The organism is Frigoribacterium sp. PhB116 (assembly GCF_004364285.1).
GTDB lineage: Bacteria > Actinomycetota > Actinomycetes > Actinomycetales > Microbacteriaceae > Frigoribacterium.
This window is the reverse complement of record NZ_SOBE01000002.1, coordinates 911,943-931,685: the sequence shown is the minus strand read 5'-3', so window position 1 is coordinate 931,685 and position 19,743 is coordinate 911,943. Positions and strand designations below refer to the sequence as shown.

Below are 19,743 nucleotides of genomic sequence, written 5' to 3'. Positions count from 1 at the left end.
GCATGACCCGCGATCAGTACACCTTCGACGACCCCCGCACCCGCTATCCCGTGATCAGCCCGGAGGTGCAGCAGCAGCCGGAGCCCGGGCTCCAGTCGCGCATGACGCCCGTCCCCGACCTCGGCGAGGAGACCTACCGCGGCACCGGCCGCCTCACAGGGCGCAAGGCGCTCATCACCGGCGCCGACTCCGGCATCGGCGCGGCCGTGGCCATCGCCTTCGCCCGGGAGGGCGCGGACGTCACCCTCTCGTACCTGCCCGAGGAGGAGGAGGACGCGCGCCACGTCGTGTCGCTCGTCGAGGCGGCCGGGCAGAAGGCCGTGGCCGTCCCCGGAGACCTGACCAGCGCCTCCTTCTGTCGTGAGCTCGTGCAGCAGGCCGTCGACGGCATGGGCGGGCTCGACGCGATCGTCAACGTCGCCGGGGTCCAGGTCTGGCAGGAGTCGATCGACCAGATCACGGACGAGCAGTTCGACCGCACGTTCAAGACCAACGTGTACGCGCCCTTCTGGATCATCAAGGCGGCCCTGCCCCACCTGCAGCCCGGCTCCACGATCGTCAACACGGCCTCGCTCGAGGCCTACACGCCGGCGCCCGACCGCCTCGACTACGCGACCACCAAGGGCGCGATCAACAACTTCTCGAAGGGCCTCGCGCAGCAGCTCGTCGGCAAGGGCATCCGCGTGAACGTCGTCGCTCCCGGGCCGACCTGGTCCGTGCTGCAGGTGACGCAGGGCGTCGACCCCGAGACCCTGCCCGAGTTCGGCTCGAGCGAGTCGCCGATGGGACGCGCCGCTCAGCCCGCCGAGCAGGCGCCCGCCTACGTGTTCCTCACCAGCGCCGAGTCGAGCTTCGTCGCGGGCGAGACGCTGAACGTGAACGGCGGGATGGTCACACCGTGAGGCGGTGACCGTCGGGACGCCCTGACACGACGAAGGGCCCCGCAGATGCGGGGCCCTTCGTCGTCGGTGCACTTCCGGAGGCTGTTGCTAGCCGACCTTGCGACCCTGCGCGAGCACCTGGTGGGCGCGGGCGGAGAGCTCGCCACGGACGAGCACCTCGTAGCGGCCCGCCTCCATCGTCTTGACCGAGGCGAAGTCGCGACGACCACGCGTGGCGGCGTGGCCGACCGCGCCCCACAGGGCGCCCCACAGGGCACCGGCGCCGAGGGCGATGAGCAGGACGCCGATGAACGCGACGCCCGGGGCGAAGATGCTGAAGAGCAGGCCGAGCAGGAGCCCGAACCACGCACCGCCCGCGGCACCGCGCGCCGCGGCCTTGCCGGTGGTCAGGCGGCCGGCGACGTTCTCGACCGTGCGGATGTCGTGGCCGACGATCGACACGCTCTCGACGGGGAAGCCCTCGTCGCTGAGCAGGTCGACGGCGGACTGCGCGTCTTCGTATCGCGTGAAGGTCGCCAGCGTCTGGGGGTGACCCTCGCCGGCGAAGGCGCCGATGCCCTTGGGGCCGGGGGCGCCGGTCGTGGGCGACGACGCGGGCGCGGCCTGCTGCGGGGCACCGTAGGGCGAGCCCTGCTGAGGGGCGTCCTGAGGTGCGCCGGAGGCGACCGGCTGCTGCTCGGACGGCGCGGCGGCACCGCCCGCGGGCGTCGGGGCGTACTCGCCGTACGCAGGACGGGGGCGGTCCGCACCCGTCGGCGTCCCGGAGGCGCGGGTCGCGTCGTCGTCGGGGGCGGGGGTCTGGCCGTGCTGCTCGTTGCTCATGCATGATGTCTACCGCGTCCGCCGCCCGCGTGGAGCCGATGCACAGCGCACGTCCAGACGGTCGGGGCTCTCTGCGGGGGCCGACCCGCGCCTCCTGCGCTCTCGCCTGCTCGGCCCTGACTGGCCTTGCCCCTCATGATCCAGGAGGTGGACCCAGCCGACTCCTGCATCGTGCGCAGCTCAGGACCCGTAGTCCTGCACGACGCAGAGTCAGGCCTCACGTTCCTGAATCGCGGAATACACAGGAACCGTCAGCACAGCAGTCGGCGGCTCAGCAGCGGAACGAAGAATGGCCCCACCCGGAGGTGAGGCCATCTCTACTGTTGTCTTTCTTCTGGTGGATCTGAGGGGACTCGAACCCCTGACCCCCTGCATGCCATGCAGGTGCGCTACCAGCTGCGCCACAGACCCAGATGATGTTGCCGTCTTGCTCGTGTTCCGCTGCCGAAGCAACTCGTCAACCTTACTACAGAATCCAGTGGCGCAAGTACACCCGCCGCCGGGGCCCGCATCGCACTGCGTCGTGCCTCAGAGGTGCCGCAGGTACCGCCCAGGCTCGTCGAGGAACGCCCGCCAGTGCTGCACGAGGTCGAGCTCGCCCCAGGTCGTCCGCTCGATGCCCCGCTCGCCGAGCTGCAGCACCGACGAGCCGGGCAGGGCCGTGAGCACGGGCGAGTGGGTCGCGCAGACGACCTGCCCGCCGGCGTCGGCGACGTCGGCCAGCGTGCCCATCAGCTGGAGGCAGGCCGTGAACGACAGGGCCGCCTCGGGCTCGTCGAGCAGGTACAGCCCCTTCTCGGCGAGCCGGGCATCGAAGGCGTGCAGGAAGCTCTCACCGTGGCTCACGTCGTGGAACCCCGGGTCGCGCTTCTCGTACCGCGCGAACATGTCCAGCGCCGTCTCGGACCGGAGGAAGTATCCCTTCGCCTTGCGGCCGACCATGCGGCTGCCCGTCGGCGTGCGTCCGAGCTCGACCACGGCACCCAGCTCGGACGGCTCGAGCTCGGACGACCACCTGCCGTGCGAGCGACCGCCGCGGACGTCGGCGCCCCACGCCTCGGCGAGGGCCTCGACGATCGTCGACTTGCCGCTGCCGTTCTCGCCGACGAGGAAGGTGACGGGCCCGTCGAGGGACACGCCCGAGCCGACGAGCGCGGCGACGGCCGGGACGGTGAACGGCCACTCGACCGGGTCGGCGACGAGCGCCTCCGGCACGCGGACCCGGTCGATGATCATGTCGACAGGGTCGCACGGACCGCCGACGTCGCGGACGTCATCGACGTCCGGAGACGCGAGGTGCGGGCCTAGGCCTCGGAGGAGGCCGGAGCCGAGGCGACCTCGGCGGAGGAGGCGGTCACCACGTCGAGCGGGATCGCCGGGCAGTCGCTCCACAGGCGCTCGAGCGAGTAGTACTGGCGGTCTTCGTCGTGGAAGACGTGGACGACGACGTCGCCGAAGTCGAGGAGGATCCAACGGCCCTCGGCGCGGCCTTCACGGCGCAGGGTGCGGGCGCCGGCCTCGAGCATCTTGTCCTCGATCTCGCCGGCGATCGCGACGACGTTGCGCTCGCTGCGGCCGGAGGCCAGGAGGAAGATGTCGGTGAGGGCCAGCGGCTCGGAGACGTCGAGCGCGACGAGGTCGTCGGCCTGCTTGTCGTCGGCGGCGCGGGCTGCGATCTGCAGGAGCTCGATGGCACGAGGGGTGGCTGTCACGGATTCCTTCGGGGTGGGTCGCCCCGGGACGGGACGACGGCGGCGTCAACCGCCGAGGATGCCCGTGGCGAACCCGGCGATGACGACACCGATGATACCTGCTCCGAGGATGCCCCCGCCGATCCCGAGGATCAGGGGCAGCTTGCTGGAGGCGGGCTGTGAGGCCGCGAGGACGACCGACCGCGTCGACGTGTGGGTGCTGATGGCCCGGCTGGCCCGGACGGGAGCCGCGTCGGTCTCGGCGCTCTCGGCGTCGCCCTGCTCGAGCAGGCGGTCGATGTCGGAGTTGTCGATGCGGGCCTGCGACCCCGTGGCGCCCAGGCTGCGGGGCAGGTCGATCGAGCCCGTGATGATGATCTCGCCGGTCGCGTTGAGCGCTCCGGTGACGTCCGCGACCTGCTGGTCGGTGAGGATGAGCGCGTTCGTCTGGCCGGTGTGGGTGCCGAGGGCACGACCGGGGGCCGTGTCGTCGTCGGGCTCGTCCGACTGGGTCGTCCAGTGGCCGACGGGCGGCACGAAGCCGCTCGGCTCGGGGACGGACGCGGGCGCGGGCTCGGCGACGGCTGCCGCTGCGGGCGACCCTGTGCCGTCGGGGGCGGCGGCCGACCCGCCGCCGTCGGGGGTCGAGGCCGAGCCGGGACGCGAGCCGCTGAGGTCGAGGGGGAAGACGGAGGGCGCAGAGGTGGGCGCGACCGCAGGCCCGGTGGGCGAGGCAGTCGGCTGCCCCGTGCGGCGCGGGCCGGGCGCGCGCCCGTCGTCGTCGCTGTCCGCGGCGACGCTCGGCACGACGGACGAGTCGTCGCCGACCGGCTGCCGCGCGCTGGCAGGGGCGCTCTCGTCGAGCGGCGCCACGATCTCGTCGACCGTGCTGAGCGCGTCGACCAAGCGGCGACGCGGCTCGGGGCCGGGGGCCTGGAGCGGGACGGGCGCCGACGGCCCCGTCTGCTCGGCGCGCTGGGCCCGCATCTGGCGTCGGGTGAGCCCGTCGGGCCCGGCGACGGAAGCCGGAGGAGGCGTGGGGGCCGAGGCGGGGACCGGTGCCGCGGCCGGGGCGCCTGCAGCCTGCGGGGCCGAGGCCGGCACGGGCGTGGCGGGCACCGGCGTGGACGTGGGGACCGGGGCGGCGGCGGACGCGGACGTCGAGCCCGAGGCGGGTGCGCCTCCTGCGGTGCCCTCGGCGACGGCGCGGCCTGCCTCGCGGGCACGTTCGCGCTCGCGGATCTGGCGCCGCGTCAGCGGCTGCTCGTCGGACGTGCTCATGCGTTGCTCCGATACAGGTGGTGCTTGGAGATGTACTGGACGACCCCGTCGGGGACCAGGTACCACACCGGGAAGCCGCGGCCCACCCGAGCGCGGCAGTCGGTCGACGAGATGGCGAGGGCGGGGACTTCGAGCAAGCTTACGTCGCTCTCCGGGAGGCCGCCGACGCTGAGGTCGTGGCCCGGACGGGTCACGGCGACGAAGTGCGCGAGGTCCCAGAGCTCTCTCACGTCTTTCCAGTCGAGGATCTGCGCGACGGCGTCGGCCCCGGTGATGAAGAAGAGCTCGGAGTCGGGTCGCTGGGCCCGGATGTCGCGGAGGGTGTCGATCGTGTAGGTGGGGCCGTCACGGTCGATGTCGACCCGGCTCACGGTGAACATCGGGTTGGAGGCGGTGGCCACGACCGTCATCAGGTAGCGGTGCTCGCTGTCGCTGACGCCCGATTTCATGTAGGGCTGGCCCGTGGGCACGAACAGGACCTCGTCGAGGTGGAACGACTGCGCGACCTCGCTCGCGGCGACGAGGTGACCGTGGTGGATCGGGTCGAACGTGCCGCCCATGATGCCCACGCGGGGTCGACGACCGGTGACGAACGCCCCGGGGGTGCTCGTCGCAGGCGTCGTGCCGACCATTCTGCGGTGCCGCCGGGTCAGTGCTGCTCGGGGTGCCCGAACTCGTCGATCGGCCCGGCGTGGTGCGCCTGCGTCGACGCCTTGCGGGGCGAGCGGTTCGCGACGTCGCGGTAGCTCCACACGACGAAGCCGAGGAACAAGAAGAACAGGCCGAAGGTGGCGGCGATGACGACGGGGGGCGCGATCAGCGGCGCGAGGTCTTCGTGGGCTGCGGCCAGGAGGGCGACGTCGAGCATGGGTTCTCCGTTCCGAGGGGCGATCCCCGACAGTCTAGCCGCGCGGCCGGGCCTGGCCGCGCACCTGGCCCTGCCCTCGAACGACCCACTTCGTGCTGGTGAGCTCCGGCAGCCCCATCGGCCCCCGGGCGTGCAGCTTCTGCGTCGAGATGCCGACCTCGGCGCCGAAGCCGAACTCGCCCCCGTCGGTGAACCGGGTCGAGGCGTTGACCATGACGACCGCACTGTCCACCTCGTGCAGGAACCGCTCGGCGACCGCGTGGTCGTTCGTCAGGATCGACTCGGTGTGGTGCGTCGACCAGCGCGCGATGTGCGCCATGGCCTCGTCGACGTCGGCCACGACGCGCACGGCCAGGTCGAGGCTCATGTACTCGGCGGCCCAGTCGGCGTCCGTCGCGGGGACCGCGTCGGGGAACGTCCGGACGACGCGCTCGTCGCCGTGCACCGTCACGCCGGAGGCGCGGAGGGCCCCCAGCACCGGCGGCAGCAGGCGGTCGGCCGCGTCCGCGTGCACGAGCAGGGTCTCGAGCGCGTTGCAGACGCTCGGCCGGCTGACCTTGGCGTCGACGACGACGTCGACGGCCATCTCCTCGTCGGCGGACGCGTCGAGGAACACGTGCACCACGCCCGCCCCGGTCTCGATCACGGGGACGGTCGACTCACGCACGACGGTCTCGATCAGCTCGGCGCTGCCGCGCGGCACGAGGACGTCGACGAGCCCGCGAGCCCGCATCAGCTCGGCGGCCCCGGCCCGGCCGTGCTCGTCGACCGTGACGACCGCGTCGGCGGGCAGCCCCGAGGCGACCAGCGCCTCCTGCACGACGTCGACGAGCACCTGGTTCGTCTCGCGCGCCGCGCTGCCGCCCCGCAGCACCGCCGCGTTGCCGCTCTTGAGCGCGAGCGCGGCGATGTCGACCGTCACGTTCGGGCGGGCCTCGTAGATGACCCCGACGACGCCGAACGGCACGCGGACCTGGTCGAGCCGCAGGCCGTTGGGCAGGACCCGGCCCCGGATGCTCTCGCCGACCGGGTCGACGAGGCCGGCGACGAGCCGCACGGCGTCGGCCAGCGCCTCCAGCCGGGCGGCGTCGAGGCGGAGGCGGTCGCGCAGGGCGTCGCCGACCCCCTCGTCGAGCGCCCGCGCCAGGTCGAGCTCGTTCGCGGCCACGATGCGCGGGCCCTCGGCGACGAGGGCACCGGCGACGGCGTGCAGCGCGGCGTCCTTCTCGGCGGCGGTGAGGGTCGCGAGACGGACGGACGCCGCCTTCGCGGCGCGCAGGGTCTCGGTGAACGACGGGGCGACGACGGACGACATCCCAGGAGCCTACGGCGACGGGCTCGCCGTCGCGTCGGGGGCGTGTCAGCGGCGGGGCGCCGCCGAGAAGAAGGTCCCCACCGACGCACCGGACAGGGCCGCGGCGACGTTCGCCGCCGAGGTGACGAGCACGGGGGTGCCGGCCGCGGCCGCGTAGCGCGCGGCGGCCACCTTCGTGCCTGCTCCCCCGGTGCCGACCCCGGCCGCGCCTGCGTCGCCGAAGGTCACCCCGGCCAGGTCGTCGCCCTGGGGCACGTCGTCGATGCGCACGGCGCCCGGTTCGTGCGGCGGGCGGGTGTAGAGCGCATCGACGTCGCTGAGCAGCACGAGCACGTCCGCGCCGATCAGCTCGGAGACGAGGGCGGCGAGGCGGTCGTTGTCGCCGAAGCGGATCTCCTGCGTGGCGACGGTGTCGTTCTCGTTGACGATGGGGAGGATGCCGAGCTCGAGGAGGCGCCCCATCGCCCGCTGCGCGTTGCTGCGCGGCGTCGGGTCGGCCATGTCGCCGGCCGTGAGCAGCACCTGCCCAGCGACGATGTCGTGCCGACGGAGGCTCTGCTGGTACCGGTAGATGAGCACGTTCTGGCCCACTGCCGCGGCTGCCTGCTGCGTCGCGAGGTCGGTCGGCCGCGAGTCGAGCCGCAGGTGCGGCATCCCGGTCGCGATGGCGCCGGACGAGACGAGCACCACCTCGGCGCCGCGGGCGTGGGCGCCGGCGAGGGCGTCGACGAGCGGCTCGATCTGGTGCGCTGCGGCGCCGCTGATCGACGACGACCCCACCTTGACGACGATGCGCCGGGCACGGGCGATGTCGCCCCGGGCGGCGACGACCGGGTCGCCGCCGGCGTGCGGCAGGGCCTCGACGGGACCGTCGGTGCTCATTCCTGCTCGTCGCCCTCCTTGACGAGGAAGCCCTCGTCGTCGGTCCAGAGACCGGCAGCTCGCTCGCGCTGCAGCTCGGCCCGGGCCTCGGCCTTGGCGTCCATGCGCTCGAAGTAGTCCTCGCGGCGCTGGTTGCGGGTCGGGCGGTCGTTCTTGATCAGGCGCGGGTCCGTGCCGCGGGCCGAGGTCATCAGCTCGGCGGTGGAGGTCAGCGTCGGCTCCCAGTCGAAGACGATGCCGCCCTCGGGACCGATGACGACGGTCGAGCCGGCCTGCGCACCCGCCTTGAACAGGGCGTCCTCGATGCCGATGGCGTTGAGCCGGTCGGCGAGGTAGCCCACCGCCTCCTCGTTGTTGAACTGGGTCTGCACGACCCAGCGCTCGGGCTTCTGGCCGAGGATGCGGTAGACGTTGCCGTACGTGCCGCCCTCGACCTTGATGACGAACGGCTTCTCGTTGACCGCGCGGGGGCGCATGACGAGACGAGGAGGCGCGGGCCGGGCCGCGATCTCGGCGCGGCTCTGCTCGACGACCTCGGCGAGGGCGAAGGAGAGGTTGCGGAGGCCCTCGTGGCTGACGGCCGAGATCTCGAAGACGCGGTAGCCGCGGGCCTCGAGCTCGGGCGTGACGAAGTCGGCGAGCTCGCGGCCGTCGGGGACGTCGACCTTGTTCAGCGCGATCAGCTGGGGGCGCTCGAGCAGGGGCGTCTGCCCCTCGGGCACCGGGTACGCCTCGAGCTCGCGGCGGATGATCTCGAGATCGGTCAGCGGGTCGCGGCCGGGCTCGAGCGTGGCGCAGTCGAGCACGTGCAGCAGGGCCGAGCAGCGCTCGACGTGGCGGAGGAACTCGAGCCCGAGGCCCTTGCCCTCGCTCGCGCCCTCGATCAGGCCGGGCACGTCGGCGACCGTGTAGCGGGTCTCGCCCGACTCGACGACGCCGAGGTTCGGGTGCAGGGTCGTGAAGGGGTAGTCGGCGATCTTCGGCTTGGCGGCCGAGAGCGCGGCGACGAGGCTCGACTTGCCTGCCGACGGGTAGCCCACGAGCGCGATGTCGGCGACGACCTTCAGCTCGAGCAGCACGTCGCCCTGCCAACCGGGCGTGCCCAGCAGCGCGAAGCCGGGGGCCTTGCGCTTGGTCGACGAGAGCGCGGCGTTGCCGAGCCCGCCGATGCCGGCCTCGGCGATGACGTAGCGCATGCCGTGCTCGGTCATGTCGATCAGCTCGTCGCCGTCCACCGTCTTGACGACCGTGCCGAGCGGGACCGCGAGCTCGAGCTCCTGGCCCTGGGTGCCGCTGCGGTGGTCGCCCATGCCGGGGCCGCCGTTGTCGCTCGAGCGGTGCGGCGCGCGGTGGAACCCGAGCAGCGTGGTCACACCGGCGTCGGCGACGAGCACGATGTCGCCGCCGTTGCCGCCGTTGCCCCCGTCGGGGCCGGCGAGGGGCTTGAACTTCTCGCGCTTGACGGAGACGCAGCCGTTGCCCCCGTTGCCTGCTCGCAGGTGGAGGGTCACGTGGTCGACGAATGTGGCCATGTATCGATCTCTTCTAGCTCTGGTGCCGGCGCGCGCTGCCCCGGGTCTGTCGCGCACGGGCGACCGGTGTCGGGCCGTGCGGTGGTGCCTCGCCGTCGGCGGACGGAGGCGACGATGGTGTCCCGACAGGCCCTGTGGCCTCGCGGGCTCCCGCGGAGCCGGGCGCACCTGGGCCGGGTGAGCACCAACTTGTGATGATACAGGGCCGGTCGGAGGCGGTCAACGCGACGGCCGCCCGACTAGCATCGGCGCGTGACCATCCTGATCGACGAGCCGATCTGGCCCGCCCACGACACCGTCTGGGCCCACCTGGTCAGCGACGCGTCGTACGACGAGCTGCACGCCTTCGCCGCCGCCCAGGACATTCCCCGACGGGGCTTCGACCACGACCACTACGACGTGCCGGAGTCGCGCTGGCACGACCTCGTCGCCGCCGGGGCCGAGCCGGTCACCGGTCTCGACCTCGTACGACGGCTCGAGCGCAGCGGCCTGCGCGTCTCGCAGCGGGTCAAGCGGGGGCTCTGACCTCAGCCGCTCCTCCTGCTCACCAGGCCGCAGCGTGGCCCGTGAAGCTCGCGACGACGGCCCCGGTCTCGACGTCGACGACCGTCGTGGTCGTCCCCTGCGGCACCGGGTCGATCGTGTAGCTGTAGTCGGTGGAGTCGTCCGCCGAGGCGGTCTCGACGGCCAGGTACTGCCCGTTCGGCGAGACCGAGAACCCCTCGATCTGCGACGACTCGCCCGCGGGGCGGAACAGCACCCGCGCCTCCTGCTCGTCGTCGAACACGATCAGGTTCGTGAAGCTGGCCCCGCCGTCGGCCGGCACGGCCACCTGCTGCACGTACTCGGTCGCGGCGACGGCGACGAGGTCGCCCCGGTAGGGCGTGCCGCCGTCGACCGCCGAGAACGGGATCGGCGTCTGCTCCCCCGTCGCCAGGTCGACGCGGAACGCCTGGAGCGCCGTGGCCGCCACGATGCCCCGGCCGTCGAGCGAGACGCCCTGCAGGGCGACGAACGTGCCGAGGGGACGAGGAGGCGCGGTGCCGGTCAGGTCGTAGACGGCCACCTGCTCGTCGCCCGCCTGGGCGACGAGGCTCGCCTGACCCGGGACGACCGCCCAGTCGAGCACCGACACGGGCTGGCCGGAGAGGGACAGGACGGGGGCGACGGCGCGCTGGCCCTGGAGGGGCAGCGTGTAGAGCAGCTCCTGCTCGGAGCCCTGGGGCCGCCAGGAGAACGCCAGCGTGGTCGTGGCGGCGTCCGCGCCCAGCTGCGTGATCAGCCCCGTCCCGTCGGGCAGCGGCAGGGTCTCCGCGGCGACGCCGTCGTCGGACACGAGGCTCAGGGTCGACTGCTCGCCGTCGTCGGTCACGACCGCGACGGCCGTGTCGAAGGCCTCGAAGGCCTGGATCCGGGGGGCCGACCAGACCGCGGTCCGGTCGCCGCCTCCCAGGAGGGAGGCTCGTTCGAGGACGTCGTCGGTTCCCTCGGCGCCGTGGACGACGCGCCAGGTCACGGCCGGATCGGTGCTGAAGGTCGTGCGGAGCGTCGCGTCGCGAGCCTGGTAGACGCTCGAGACGCCCTGCACCGTGACGGTGTAGTCGGTGCCGTAGCGGAGCCTGTCCGCGAACTCGACCGCGACGACGTCGCCCGACGTCTGCACCCGGAAGTCGGCGGCGGGCGAGATGGTCACCTGCTCGGGGTCGACGTGCGCCACGGGCTGGTTGGCGAACAGGCGGAGCTGCTGGCCCGACCGGCCGACGACGGCCGTCGTGTCGACCTGGGCGTCGGTCAGCTTGGGCCCCTGCAGGTGCGTGAGGACGCCGAACACCGTGCAGACGAGTGCGAGCGCGACGACGAGCGCGACGAAGCGACGCCGCTGCCGGGCGTGCCGGTCCGCCTCGTCGAGATCGCCGTCGGCCGCCCAGAGATCAGTAGAGGTAGGGGTCACTCGGCTGGCCGACCTTCTCGAGCTCGTCGGGCACCAGGGCGATCGGGTCGCTCGACGTGCGGCTCGGGTTCGTCTGGAAGCCGCCGGAGACGTCGAGCCACTCGTCGGCCGACACCTGGCTGCGCCAGTCGACGAGGTGCACCGGCACGCCCACCGGCTGCGCGTCGACGGCGCAGCAGGTGACGACGAAGCGGGACACGTAGAACACGTCGGGATCGTCGCCGGCCGGGACGACGAAGCCGACCACGTCGGCGGTCTTGCCCTCGAAGAACGACAGGTCGCTGGTCTGCCGCAGCAGCCCCGCCCAGTCGAGCACCGAGAACGCCGCGTAGGCGTCGGCGTCCGCGGACGCGGCGTCCTCGACGCTCGTGCCGGCGAGGGAGGCGGTGGACGAGTTCACGTCGCGCTGGCCGGCCGTCGCGCTCGTCAGCGTCGCGGGCGGGAGGACGACGAGCGACACGGCGACGGCGGTGGTGACGAGCGCGCCCCCGGCGACGGCGGCCGTGCGGGCGGCCGCACGGCCACGACGGCGGCGGCGGGGACGCTCGGCCGGGGCACGGAGCTCGTCCGCGTGTGGGTCGTGGTGGTGGCCGTCGTGGCCGTGCCCGTCGTCCTCGGCTCCCGCGTCGCGGGACGACGGCGCGAGGACGAGCACGCCGAGCGAGAACACCATGCCGATCGCGATCATGATCACGGTGAACACGACGTAGCGCGGGTGGATGTAGAGCACGAGCTGCCCCGTGGCCGACAGCCACAGGGTCGAGATGCCGACCACGAGGGTCAGGAGCACGCCCTGCCAGCGATCGGCGAGGCGCGAGACGGCGTCGAGGCGGAGCGGCGTGCGGGCAGCGCCGGGAGCGCGCGTGGAGTCGCGCGGGGAGGAGTCAGGCAAAGTAGTTCACCACCAGTCCGATGGCGGCGCTGGTCAGCGCCACCACGAGGGTCAGCTGCGCGAGGGTGCGCGGTCGGTACGTCGTGCGGAGCAGGGCCAGCATCTTGACGTCGATGATCGGCCCGAAGACGAGGAACGCCGCGATGCCGCCGGGCATGAAGGTCGACGCGAAGGGCAGCACGAAGAACGCGTCGACGTTGGAGCAGAGCGAGATGACGAAGGCCAGGACCATCATCGCGAGCACCGACCAGACGGGGTTGCTGCCCAGGGTGACGAGCACCGAGCGCGGCACCGCGGTCTGGATGCCGCCGGCCACGGCGGCACCGATGAACAGCGCCGGCATCATGGTCGACATCTCACGACGGAACAGCTCGACGCTCTCGCGCAGCTTCGAGGCGCCGCTGTGGCCGTGTTCCTGGGGCAGCGCACACTCGGCCGCGAACGAGCGGGTGAGCAGGCTCTCGGGGTCGGGGTGGCGGCTGTAGAGCCAGCCGATCAGGTTCGCGATGAGGAACCCGCCCGCCAGCCGGGCGACGAGGATGCCGTCGCTCCAGCCGAACGCCTGGTGCGTCGTGATGATCGTGATCGGGTTGAGGATCGGGGCGGCCAGCAGGAACGTCATCGACTCCGAGACGGTGAAGCCCTTGAGGACCAGCCCCCTCGCCAGGGGCACGTTGCCGCACTCGCAGACCGGCAGGAACATGCCGAGGAACGAGATGACGGCCCGGCGCAGCAGCGGCTGTCGAGGCAGCCACGAGGTGAAGAACGCCTGGGGCAGCCAGACCTGCACGATGATCGACAGGACGATGCCCAGCAGCACGAACGGCACCGACTCGACGATCACGCTGATGGTGAGGGTGACGAAGTCCTGGAGCGTGTCGGGCAGCAGCTGCGAGCCGAGCGCCGGGCTGGCGACGCGCAGCACGAGCAGCACCGCCGCGATGCCGATCCCGACCGCGAGCAGCGGTCCGCGCCTCGACCGGCGGGCAGTGGCGTGCTCGTGGGCAGCTCGGCGGAGGGCGTCGCGTTCGCGGAGGGGCGCGCTCACCGGTCGTCCCCGTCGGCGGCGGCCCGGCGGAGGACGTCGCGTTCGCGGAGGGAGGCGCTCACCGGTCGTCCCCGTCGGCGGCGGGGGGCGCGAAGCGCGACCAGTCGTCGGCGGCGGAGGCGCTCCGAGGAGGCGTGGGCCGGGTCGCGGGGGCAGGCTCGCGTGCCGTGTCGTGGACGCGTCCCCGGGGGCCGGCCGGCGCCTCCTCGACGGTCGGGACCTCGACGGGGGCAGGGTGGGGCTCGACCTGGTCGGCGGCGGGCATCTCGTCGCCGCCGGACTCGACGTCGACCGGGTCGCCCGGGATCGTCGCCGCACGGGACGCGTGCCACGCGAGCACCACGCCGACGAGCAGCAGCGCCGTGTCGACGACGCCCGCGGCGAAGGGGATGGTCGTGAGGTAGAGCGCGAGGTTGACCCAGGTGCCCCCGCTCAGCGACGCCGCCACCCCGGGCACGATGCCGACGAGGGCCAGGGCGACGGTGCCCGCGGCACCGGCGACGAGACCGTGGCGCAGCGCCCGGGGCAGCGACAGACCGGCGTCGACGGGGCGCACGAGCAGCAGGACGACGAACGCGACGAGGTAGAACGGGAACGGGTAGAGCACGAAGCTGCCGAGGAACTGGCCGACCGGCGTCGCCGTGAAGTCGCTCGGCCAGGGCGTCACCGAGTAGCCGAGCGCCGAGCCGACGAGCGCCGCGAGACCCAGGGCGAACCGTGCGACGAGCACGACTCCGAGGGCGGTCGCGGCGGAGAGGAGGCGGCTCCGGCCCCGGTCGGACCGCAGGCCTCGGACCTCGGAGGCCGCCCGGCGCACGAACACCGCAGCCCGACGGGACGACCGGTCGGTCGCCGCGCCGGGCTGCGGTGTCGAAGTCACTCCGTCACCCTAGACGAGTCACAGTTCGTCGGAGCTGACCCCCACGCCGAGGATGAACGGTCCGCCCTCGGCCTGCTCGGACGCGTCCGACGACGCGGCTGCCGTCGTCGTGCCCGAGCTCGAGGCCCGGCGCGAACGGCCGCGGCCCTGTCCGGGCTGCTTGGGCTCGGGCAGCGCGCCGAGCACGCTGTCGAGGATCTGCTCGGCGTCGTGCGTGCTCATCTTGCGCGGCTCGCGACGGGTCGCGGCCACCGGGATGTCGAGGATCGCGACGGACGCCTCGGGGGTGACCGTGGCGGTCGACGCCGCACGGCGGCTGCCGCGCTTCGCCGGGGCCGCGGGCTCGGCGGCTGCGGCCGGCTGCTGCGCCGCCGCGGGGGCGACGTCGGCAGCCGGGGCCTCGACGACGGGTGCCGACGTCGGCGCCTCGGCGACCGGGGCCGTCTCGCGGGCCGACTGGTCGTCGGCCTGCGCGTCGCGCTGTCGGCCGCCCTGCTGGCCGCCCTGCTGCTCGCCCTGCTCGGCGTCGCGCGACCGCGAGCCACGACGGCCCTTGCGGCCGCCCCGGCTGCGACGCGGCTCGTCGGACGAGTCGTCCTGGGCCTCGTCGGCTCGCGTGGACGACACCGAGGCCGCGGCGGCGTCGATGGCCGCCTCGACCGCGGCCGCCGCCGTGGCGGCGCTGTCGCTGTCGGCCGGCCGGTCGCCGTCCTCGGCGTGCGCGATGGTCGACGCCGCGATGCGCGAGAGCGCGTTCTTCACGTCGTCGGTGATGGCGTGCGTGCCGGTCGTCGGGTGTGCCGACGAGCCCGCCTGGCCGCCCTGGCCGCGGCCCTGACCGCCGGAGGCGCCCGCCGCGCCGCCCTGCTTGCCGGCCTGGGCTCCGCCACGGCGGCGCTGCTCCTGGCCCTTGCGGGGCTGCTGCTCCTGCACGCGTGCGGCGCTGCCTGCCTCGGCGAACGACTCGGCCAGGCCGAGGCCGAGCTTCTTGCGCGTCATCTGCACGAGGCCGAGCGAGGTGACCTCGGCGACCTGGTGCTTGGTCCGGTCGCGGCTGAGGCACTCGACCAGCCGGCGGAGCACGAGGTCGCGGTTCGACTCGAGGACCATGTCGATGAAGTCGACGACGATGATGCCGCCGATGTCGCGGAGGCGCAGCTGGCGGACGATCTCCTCCGCGGCCTCGAGGTTGTTCTTCGTGACCGTCTCCTCGAGGTTGCCCCCGGAGCCGACGAACTTGCCCGTGTTGACGTCGACGACCGTCATGGCCTCGGTGCGGTCGATGACGAGCGAGCCGCCGGAGGGCAGCCAGACCTTGCGGTCGAGCGCCTTCTCGATCTGCTCGTTGAGGCGGTGCTCGTCGAACGCGTCGCGGTCGCCCTCGTAGCGCTTCACGCGGTCGAGCAGGTCGGGCGCGACGGCCGACAGGTACGACTGGAGGGTGTCGTAGGCGTCGTCGCCGTCGATGACGAGCTCGTGGAAGTCCTCGTTGAAGACGTCACGCACGATCTTGATCAGCAGGTCGGGCTCCGAGTGCAACTGCGCGGGGGCGTTGCCGGCCTCGACCTTGCTGCTGATGTCGGCCCACTGGTTCGTGAGGCGCGTGATGTCGAGGGTGAGCTGCTCCTCCGTGGTGCCCTCGGCCGCGGTGCGGACGATGACTCCCGCGTTCTCGGGCAGCGCCTCCTTCAGGATCTTCTTGAGGCGCGCGCGCTCGGTGTCGGGGAGCTTGCGGCTGATGCCGTTCATCGAGCCGTTGGGCACGTAGACGAGGTAGCGGCCGGGCAGCGAGATCTGGCTGGTGAGACGGGCGCCCTTGTGGCCCACCGGGTCCTTCGTGACCTGGACGAGGACGCGGTCGCCGGGCTTGAGCGCGAGCTCGATGCGGCGGGGCTGGTTGCCGTTCGACAGCGAGTCCCAGTCGACCTCGCCCGAGTACAGCACGGCGTTGCGGCCGCGTCCGATGTCGACGAACGCCGCCTCCATGCTCGGGAGCACGTTCTGGACGCGACCGAGGTAGACGTTGCCGATCAGCGAGACGTTCTGCGCCTTGGCGACGTAGTGCTCGGCGAGGGTGCCGTCCTCCATGACGCCGATCTCGATGCGGTCGCCCGACGAGCGGACGATCATCTTGCGGTCGACGCTCTCGCGGCGGGCCAGGAACTCGGCCTCGGTGATGACGGTGCGTCGGCGGCCGGCGTCACGGCCGTCGCGGCGGCGCTGCTTCTTGGCCTCGAGACGGGTCGAGCCCTTGATGCGCTGCGGCTCGGTGATGAGCTCGACCTGGCGCTGCGGGCGCTCGCGACGGTCGCCGCGGTCGCCGCCCTGGCGCTGCTCGGAGTCGCGCTCTTCCCTGTCCTGCGAGCGGCCGCGCTGGCGACGGCGGGAGGTGCCGCGCTGCGGCTCGTCGCGGTCGTCGTCGTCGCGGTCGTCGTCACGCTGGTCGCGGTCGTCGTCGTCGCGGTCGTCACGGTCGTCGCGGTCGTCCCACTCGTCGTCGTGGCGACGACGCCCCGGCCGGGCCGGCAGGGGGAGGATCTCGGGCGCGTGGAAGATCAGGCTCGTCGTGGTGAGCTGGGCCGGGATGGGACCCGACTCGGCTGCGGAGACGTCGCCCGCGTCGTCGGCCGGGGCCTCGGCACGCGGCGGCGCGACGGCGGCGATGTCGGCCTGGACGGCCTCGGTGTCGACGACGGCCTCGGGCTGGGCGGGGCGGGCGGTGTCGATGCTGGTGCTGCTGGTCGCGGCCTCGGCCCCGACCTCCTTCTCGGTGGTCACGGGGGAAGCCTCCTGGGCGTCGTCGTTCCGGTCGTGGGGGGCGGTGCCGAGCGCGCGGCGCGCGGTCGTCGCCGGTGCGGGCACCTGGCGCGACAGGAGCCCGGCGAACAGGCCCCTCTTCTTCTTCGGCTGGCCGTCTCTGTCGTTGTCGTTCTTGTCCACCACTGCTGGTGTGCTCCTCGACCCGCCGTCGGCATCGCCGTCGCCGGGTGGTCTCGTGTCGTGGCCGGGAGGCGCCGTGCACCTGCCTGCGGCCACCGCGCCCTCTCACGGCGCGCATCGTCAGTGACGTCGCGTTCGGTCAGCCGGAGCCGGCGCCCGTCTCTGCGGGCGTCTCCCCGGATGTCGTTCGTCGACGTCAGGTTCTTCGTTGCTCTGTCCGGAACTGGCTGTCCGGCGGTGGGCGACTGCGCCCTGGCCCGGATCTAGCTGCCACCTGACGGTGCCCGCCCGCGAGGACGGCCACTCGTGGAGGCCGACCTGCCGACGGCCCCGCGGTGCAGCACGGCCCGGAAAGTCTTGATCCCGGGACTCACGCCCCGCGACTGGCTCGATTATCGCACGCCTCACCCGGGACCACGATCGGGACGGTGAGATGATCGTCGTCGTGACCGAGCAAAGAGCGCCTCAGCGCACCCACCCGTCGACGGGGCGACCCGTCGTCGTCCCGGCCGTCCTCCTGGTGATCGTCGGGCTCGTGGGGCTGCTCGGGTCGTTCGCGCTGACCGTCGACAAGTTCCGGCTGCTCGAGGACCCGACGGCCTCGCTCGGCTGCGACGTCAACCCGTTCGTCGGCTGCTCGCCCGTCATCAACAGCTGGCAGGCCTCGCTGTTCGGCTTCCCCAACCCGATCCTCGGCCTCGTCGGGTTCGCGGCCCCCGTCGCCGTGGGCGTCGGGCTGCTCGCCGGCGCACGGTTCGCCCGGTGGTTCTGGGTCGCCTTCACGGTGGGCGTGTTCCTGGCCTGGGTGTTCGTCACGTGGCTGTTCACCCAGACGGTGTTCGTCATCGGGGCCCTCTGCCCGTGGTGCATGCTCGTCTGGTCGGTGACCATCCCGCTCTTCTGGATCCTGCTGGTGTGGGGCCTCGCGCGCGGCGTGACCGTGCCGCACGGGCGGCTCCAGCGGGCCGCCGCGGCGTTCCTGCCGTTCTCCTGGATCCTGCCCGTGCTGAACTACGTCGTCGTCGCCACGGTGATCGTCGTGCAGTTCCCGCTCCTCCTGCCCACACTGCTCCGCTGAGCCGCTCAGCCTCCCCATGGGGAGGTACGAGAGGGTCGACGAGGCCACCGACACCGACGAGCGAGGAACCATGACGCCACCAGCCGGACCAGGAGAGACCAAGCGCGAGCGACGGGAGTCCGCCCGCGAGAAGGCGCGCGTCACGCGTGAGGCGGAGGCCAAGCGCCGACGCCGCAACAAGTGGGCCCTGCAGGGCGGCCTCGTGGTGGGCGTGCTCGCGATCCTCGCCGTCGTGGCACTGGTGATCACGCGATCGCTCGCGCCCGCCGGCCCCGGCCCCCTGAACATGGCCAGCGACGGCATCGTGCTCTCGGGCGACGGCACGACCGTCTCCGCCGTCACGACGGACGCCACGCCCGCCGACGGCTCCCCCACGCCGTCCGCGGCCGGCACGGCCGAGAAGCCGAGCATCGTCGTCTACCTCGACTACATGTGCCCCTACTGCGGCCAGTTCGACACCACGAACGCCGAGCAGCTCGAGACCTGGGTCACCCAGGGCGCGGCCGACCTCGAGATCCACCCCCTCGGGTTCCTCGACAACGCGAGCCTCGGGTCGAAGTACTCGACCCGGTCGGCGAACGCCCTCGCCTGCGTCGCGAACTACCAGCCCGACACGGCGCTCGACGTCAACACCGCCCTGTTCGCGCAGCAGCCGACCGAGAACACGACCGGCCTGACGAACGACGAGCTGGTGACGCTGGTCCAGGGCGCCGGCGCCGACGACCCTGCCGTCGCCTCCTGCATCACCGACGGCGAGTTCACCGACTGGGTCGCGTCCGCGACCGAGCGCGCGCTGAACGAGCCGCTGCCGAACTCCGACCTCGCGGCGGTGTCCGCGACGCCGACCGTGCTGGTCAACGGCCAGCAATACCAGGGCTCGCCCACCGACGCCGCCGCGTTCGCGCAGTTCGTGGCCGAGGTCGCCGGTGGCCAGCCGACCGGCGACACGAGCACGGGCGAGCTGCCCGGGTCGACGGCCACGCCGACCCCCTGAGCGACGCCCGGTCCTGAACGACGAAGGAGGGGCGGGGGGGGGGCCCGGGGCCCCCCCCCCCCCCCCCCCCGGGGGGGGGGGGGGGGGGGCCCCCCCCCCCCCCCCCCCCCCCCCCCCCCGGGGCCCCCCCCCCGGGGGGGGGGGGGGGGGGGCCCCGGGCCCCCCCCCCCGCCCCTCCTCGGTCAAGGGTTCAAAGGGATCAGAACCAGAGAGCGAGCTCGCGCGCGGCGCTCTCGGGGCTGTCGCTGCCGTGCACGAGGTTCTGCTGCACGGCGAGGCCCCAGTCGCGGCCGAGGTCGCCGCGGATCGTGCCGGGGGCCGCAGTGGTCGGGTCGGTCGTGCCGGCGAGCGAACGGAAGCCCGGGATCACGCCGTTGCCCGCGACGCGGATCGCGACGGTGGGGCCGCTCTGCATGAACTCGACGAGCGGCTCGTAGAACGGCTTGCCGACGTGCTCCTCGTAGTGCTGGGCGAGCAGGTCGCGGTCGGCCTGGACGAGGCGCAGGTCGACGAGCGAGTAGCCCTTCGCCTCGATGCGGCGGAGGATCTCGCCGGTGAGGCCGCGGGCGACGCCGTCGGGCTTGACGAGGACGAGGGTCTCTTGGAGGTCGGTCACTGGTGCTCCTTCGTGTGGGGCGGGTGGTGGTTCGGGTGGCTGGTGGGCTGT

General features: G+C 73.1%; 19 protein-coding genes and 1 tRNA gene. 4 read left to right on the top strand and 16 right to left on the bottom strand.

Annotated features, from left to right (window positions below; translation table 11 throughout):
• The first annotated feature begins 2 nt into the window (after positions 1-2).
• Positions 3-902: an SDR family oxidoreductase gene (locus EDF20_RS10810; protein ID WP_123548628.1), complete on the top strand. Its 900-nt coding sequence runs from the start codon at positions 3-5 to the stop codon at positions 900-902.
• 87 nt (positions 903-989) lie between these two features.
• Here the strand turns inward: EDF20_RS10810 and EDF20_RS16075 are convergent, their stop codons facing one another.
• From EDF20_RS16075 to obgE, 10 genes are all read right to left on the bottom strand, one after another.
• The gene (locus EDF20_RS16075; RefSeq protein ID WP_243833448.1) at positions 990-1,724 is read right to left on the bottom strand and encodes a general stress protein; all 735 of its coding nucleotides are present in this window, start codon (positions 1,722-1,724) and stop codon (positions 990-992) included.
• A gap of 335 nt (positions 1,725-2,059) precedes the next feature.
• Positions 2,060-2,135: transfer RNA gene (locus tag EDF20_RS10800), tRNA-Ala, on the bottom strand.
• A gap of 117 nt (positions 2,136-2,252) precedes the next feature.
• On the bottom strand, positions 2,253-2,960 hold the full coding sequence (locus EDF20_RS10795; RefSeq protein WP_133738624.1) for an AAA family ATPase: 708 nt from the start codon (positions 2,958-2,960) through the stop codon (positions 2,253-2,255).
• A 68-nt stretch (positions 2,961-3,028) separates the two neighbouring features.
• Complete coding sequence (gene rsfS / locus EDF20_RS10790; RefSeq protein WP_133738623.1) at positions 3,029-3,436, bottom strand: ribosome silencing factor; 408 nt, start codon at positions 3,434-3,436, stop codon at positions 3,029-3,031.
• A 45-nt stretch (positions 3,437-3,481) separates the two neighbouring features.
• Complete coding sequence (locus EDF20_RS10785; protein ID WP_133738622.1) at positions 3,482-4,696, bottom strand: hypothetical protein; 1,215 nt, start codon at positions 4,694-4,696, stop codon at positions 3,482-3,484.
• Positions 4,693-5,328 carry a nicotinate-nucleotide adenylyltransferase gene (nadD, locus tag EDF20_RS10780; RefSeq protein ID WP_123548624.1) on the bottom strand — a complete coding sequence of 212 codons (636 nt, stop codon included), beginning with the start codon at positions 5,326-5,328 and terminating at the stop codon, positions 4,693-4,695. The genes EDF20_RS10785 and nadD overlap by 4 nt, the downstream gene beginning before the upstream one ends.
• Before the next feature lie 17 nt (positions 5,329-5,345).
• Positions 5,346-5,564, bottom strand: coding sequence for a hypothetical protein (locus tag EDF20_RS10775; protein WP_123548623.1), 219 nt, complete (start codon positions 5,562-5,564; stop codon positions 5,346-5,348).
• Positions 5,565-5,598: 34 nt separating this feature from the next.
• Complete coding sequence (locus tag EDF20_RS10770; protein ID WP_133738621.1) at positions 5,599-6,879, bottom strand: glutamate-5-semialdehyde dehydrogenase; 1,281 nt, start codon at positions 6,877-6,879, stop codon at positions 5,599-5,601.
• Between the two features lie 45 nt (positions 6,880-6,924).
• Entirely contained in the window at positions 6,925-7,761 is an 837-nt protein-coding gene (gene proB, locus EDF20_RS10765; protein WP_133738620.1) for a glutamate 5-kinase, read from the bottom strand.
• A complete protein-coding gene (gene obgE / locus EDF20_RS10760; protein WP_123548620.1) occupies positions 7,758-9,293 on the bottom strand; it encodes a GTPase ObgE in 1,536 nt (511 codons plus the stop codon). The genes proB and obgE overlap by 4 nt, the downstream gene beginning before the upstream one ends.
• Positions 9,294-9,545: 252 nt before the next feature.
• On the opposite strand from obgE, the gene EDF20_RS10755 reads away from it, so the two are divergent.
• A complete protein-coding gene (locus tag EDF20_RS10755; RefSeq protein WP_133738619.1) occupies positions 9,546-9,818 on the top strand; it encodes a DUF4031 domain-containing protein in 273 nt (90 codons plus the stop codon).
• A gap of 19 nt (positions 9,819-9,837) precedes the next feature.
• Here EDF20_RS10755 and EDF20_RS10750 read toward each other — a convergent pair whose 3' ends face one another.
• The 5 genes from EDF20_RS10750 to EDF20_RS10730 are packed head-to-tail and all read right to left on the bottom strand — an operon-like array spanning position 9,838 to position 17,007.
• Positions 9,838-11,244 carry a hypothetical protein gene (locus EDF20_RS10750; protein WP_133738618.1) on the bottom strand — a complete coding sequence of 469 codons (1,407 nt, stop codon included), beginning with the start codon at positions 11,242-11,244 and terminating at the stop codon, positions 9,838-9,840.
• The gene (locus EDF20_RS10745; protein ID WP_243833447.1) at positions 11,225-12,136 is read right to left on the bottom strand and encodes a TIGR03943 family protein; all 912 of its coding nucleotides are present in this window, start codon (positions 12,134-12,136) and stop codon (positions 11,225-11,227) included. Before EDF20_RS10745 ends, EDF20_RS10750 begins: the two co-directional genes overlap by 20 nt.
• Positions 12,129-13,184 (bottom strand): permease, encoded by a 1,056-nt coding sequence (locus tag EDF20_RS10740; RefSeq protein ID WP_347876499.1) that lies wholly within the window; start codon positions 13,182-13,184, stop codon positions 12,129-12,131. Before EDF20_RS10740 ends, EDF20_RS10745 begins: the two co-directional genes overlap by 8 nt.
• A gap of 58 nt (positions 13,185-13,242) precedes the next feature.
• Positions 13,243-14,064 carry a hypothetical protein gene (locus tag EDF20_RS10735; protein ID WP_133738617.1) on the bottom strand — a complete coding sequence of 274 codons (822 nt, stop codon included), beginning with the start codon at positions 14,062-14,064 and terminating at the stop codon, positions 13,243-13,245.
• An 18-nt stretch (positions 14,065-14,082) separates the two neighbouring features.
• A complete protein-coding gene (locus tag EDF20_RS10730; protein ID WP_133738616.1) occupies positions 14,083-17,007 on the bottom strand; it encodes an Rne/Rng family ribonuclease in 2,925 nt (974 codons plus the stop codon).
• 442 nt (positions 17,008-17,449) lie between these two features.
• Here EDF20_RS10730 and EDF20_RS10725 point away from each other — a divergent pair, with 442 nt between their 5' ends.
• Together EDF20_RS10725 and EDF20_RS10720 are read left to right on the top strand one after the other, a co-directional pair.
• Positions 17,450-18,082, top strand: a complete 633-nt coding sequence (locus EDF20_RS10725) for a vitamin K epoxide reductase family protein (protein ID WP_243833446.1) — start codon at positions 17,450-17,452, stop codon at positions 18,080-18,082.
• A gap of 70 nt (positions 18,083-18,152) precedes the next feature.
• Positions 18,153-19,076, top strand: a complete 924-nt coding sequence (locus tag EDF20_RS10720) for a thioredoxin domain-containing protein (RefSeq protein ID WP_166644801.1) — start codon at positions 18,153-18,155, stop codon at positions 19,074-19,076.
• Positions 19,077-19,275: 199 nt separating this feature from the next.
• On the opposite strand, the gene ndk is transcribed toward EDF20_RS10720, so the two are convergent.
• Positions 19,276-19,692: a nucleoside-diphosphate kinase gene (ndk, locus tag EDF20_RS10710; protein ID WP_123548247.1), complete on the bottom strand. Its 417-nt coding sequence runs from the start codon at positions 19,690-19,692 to the stop codon at positions 19,276-19,278.
• Positions 19,693-19,743: the final 51 nt, after the last annotated feature.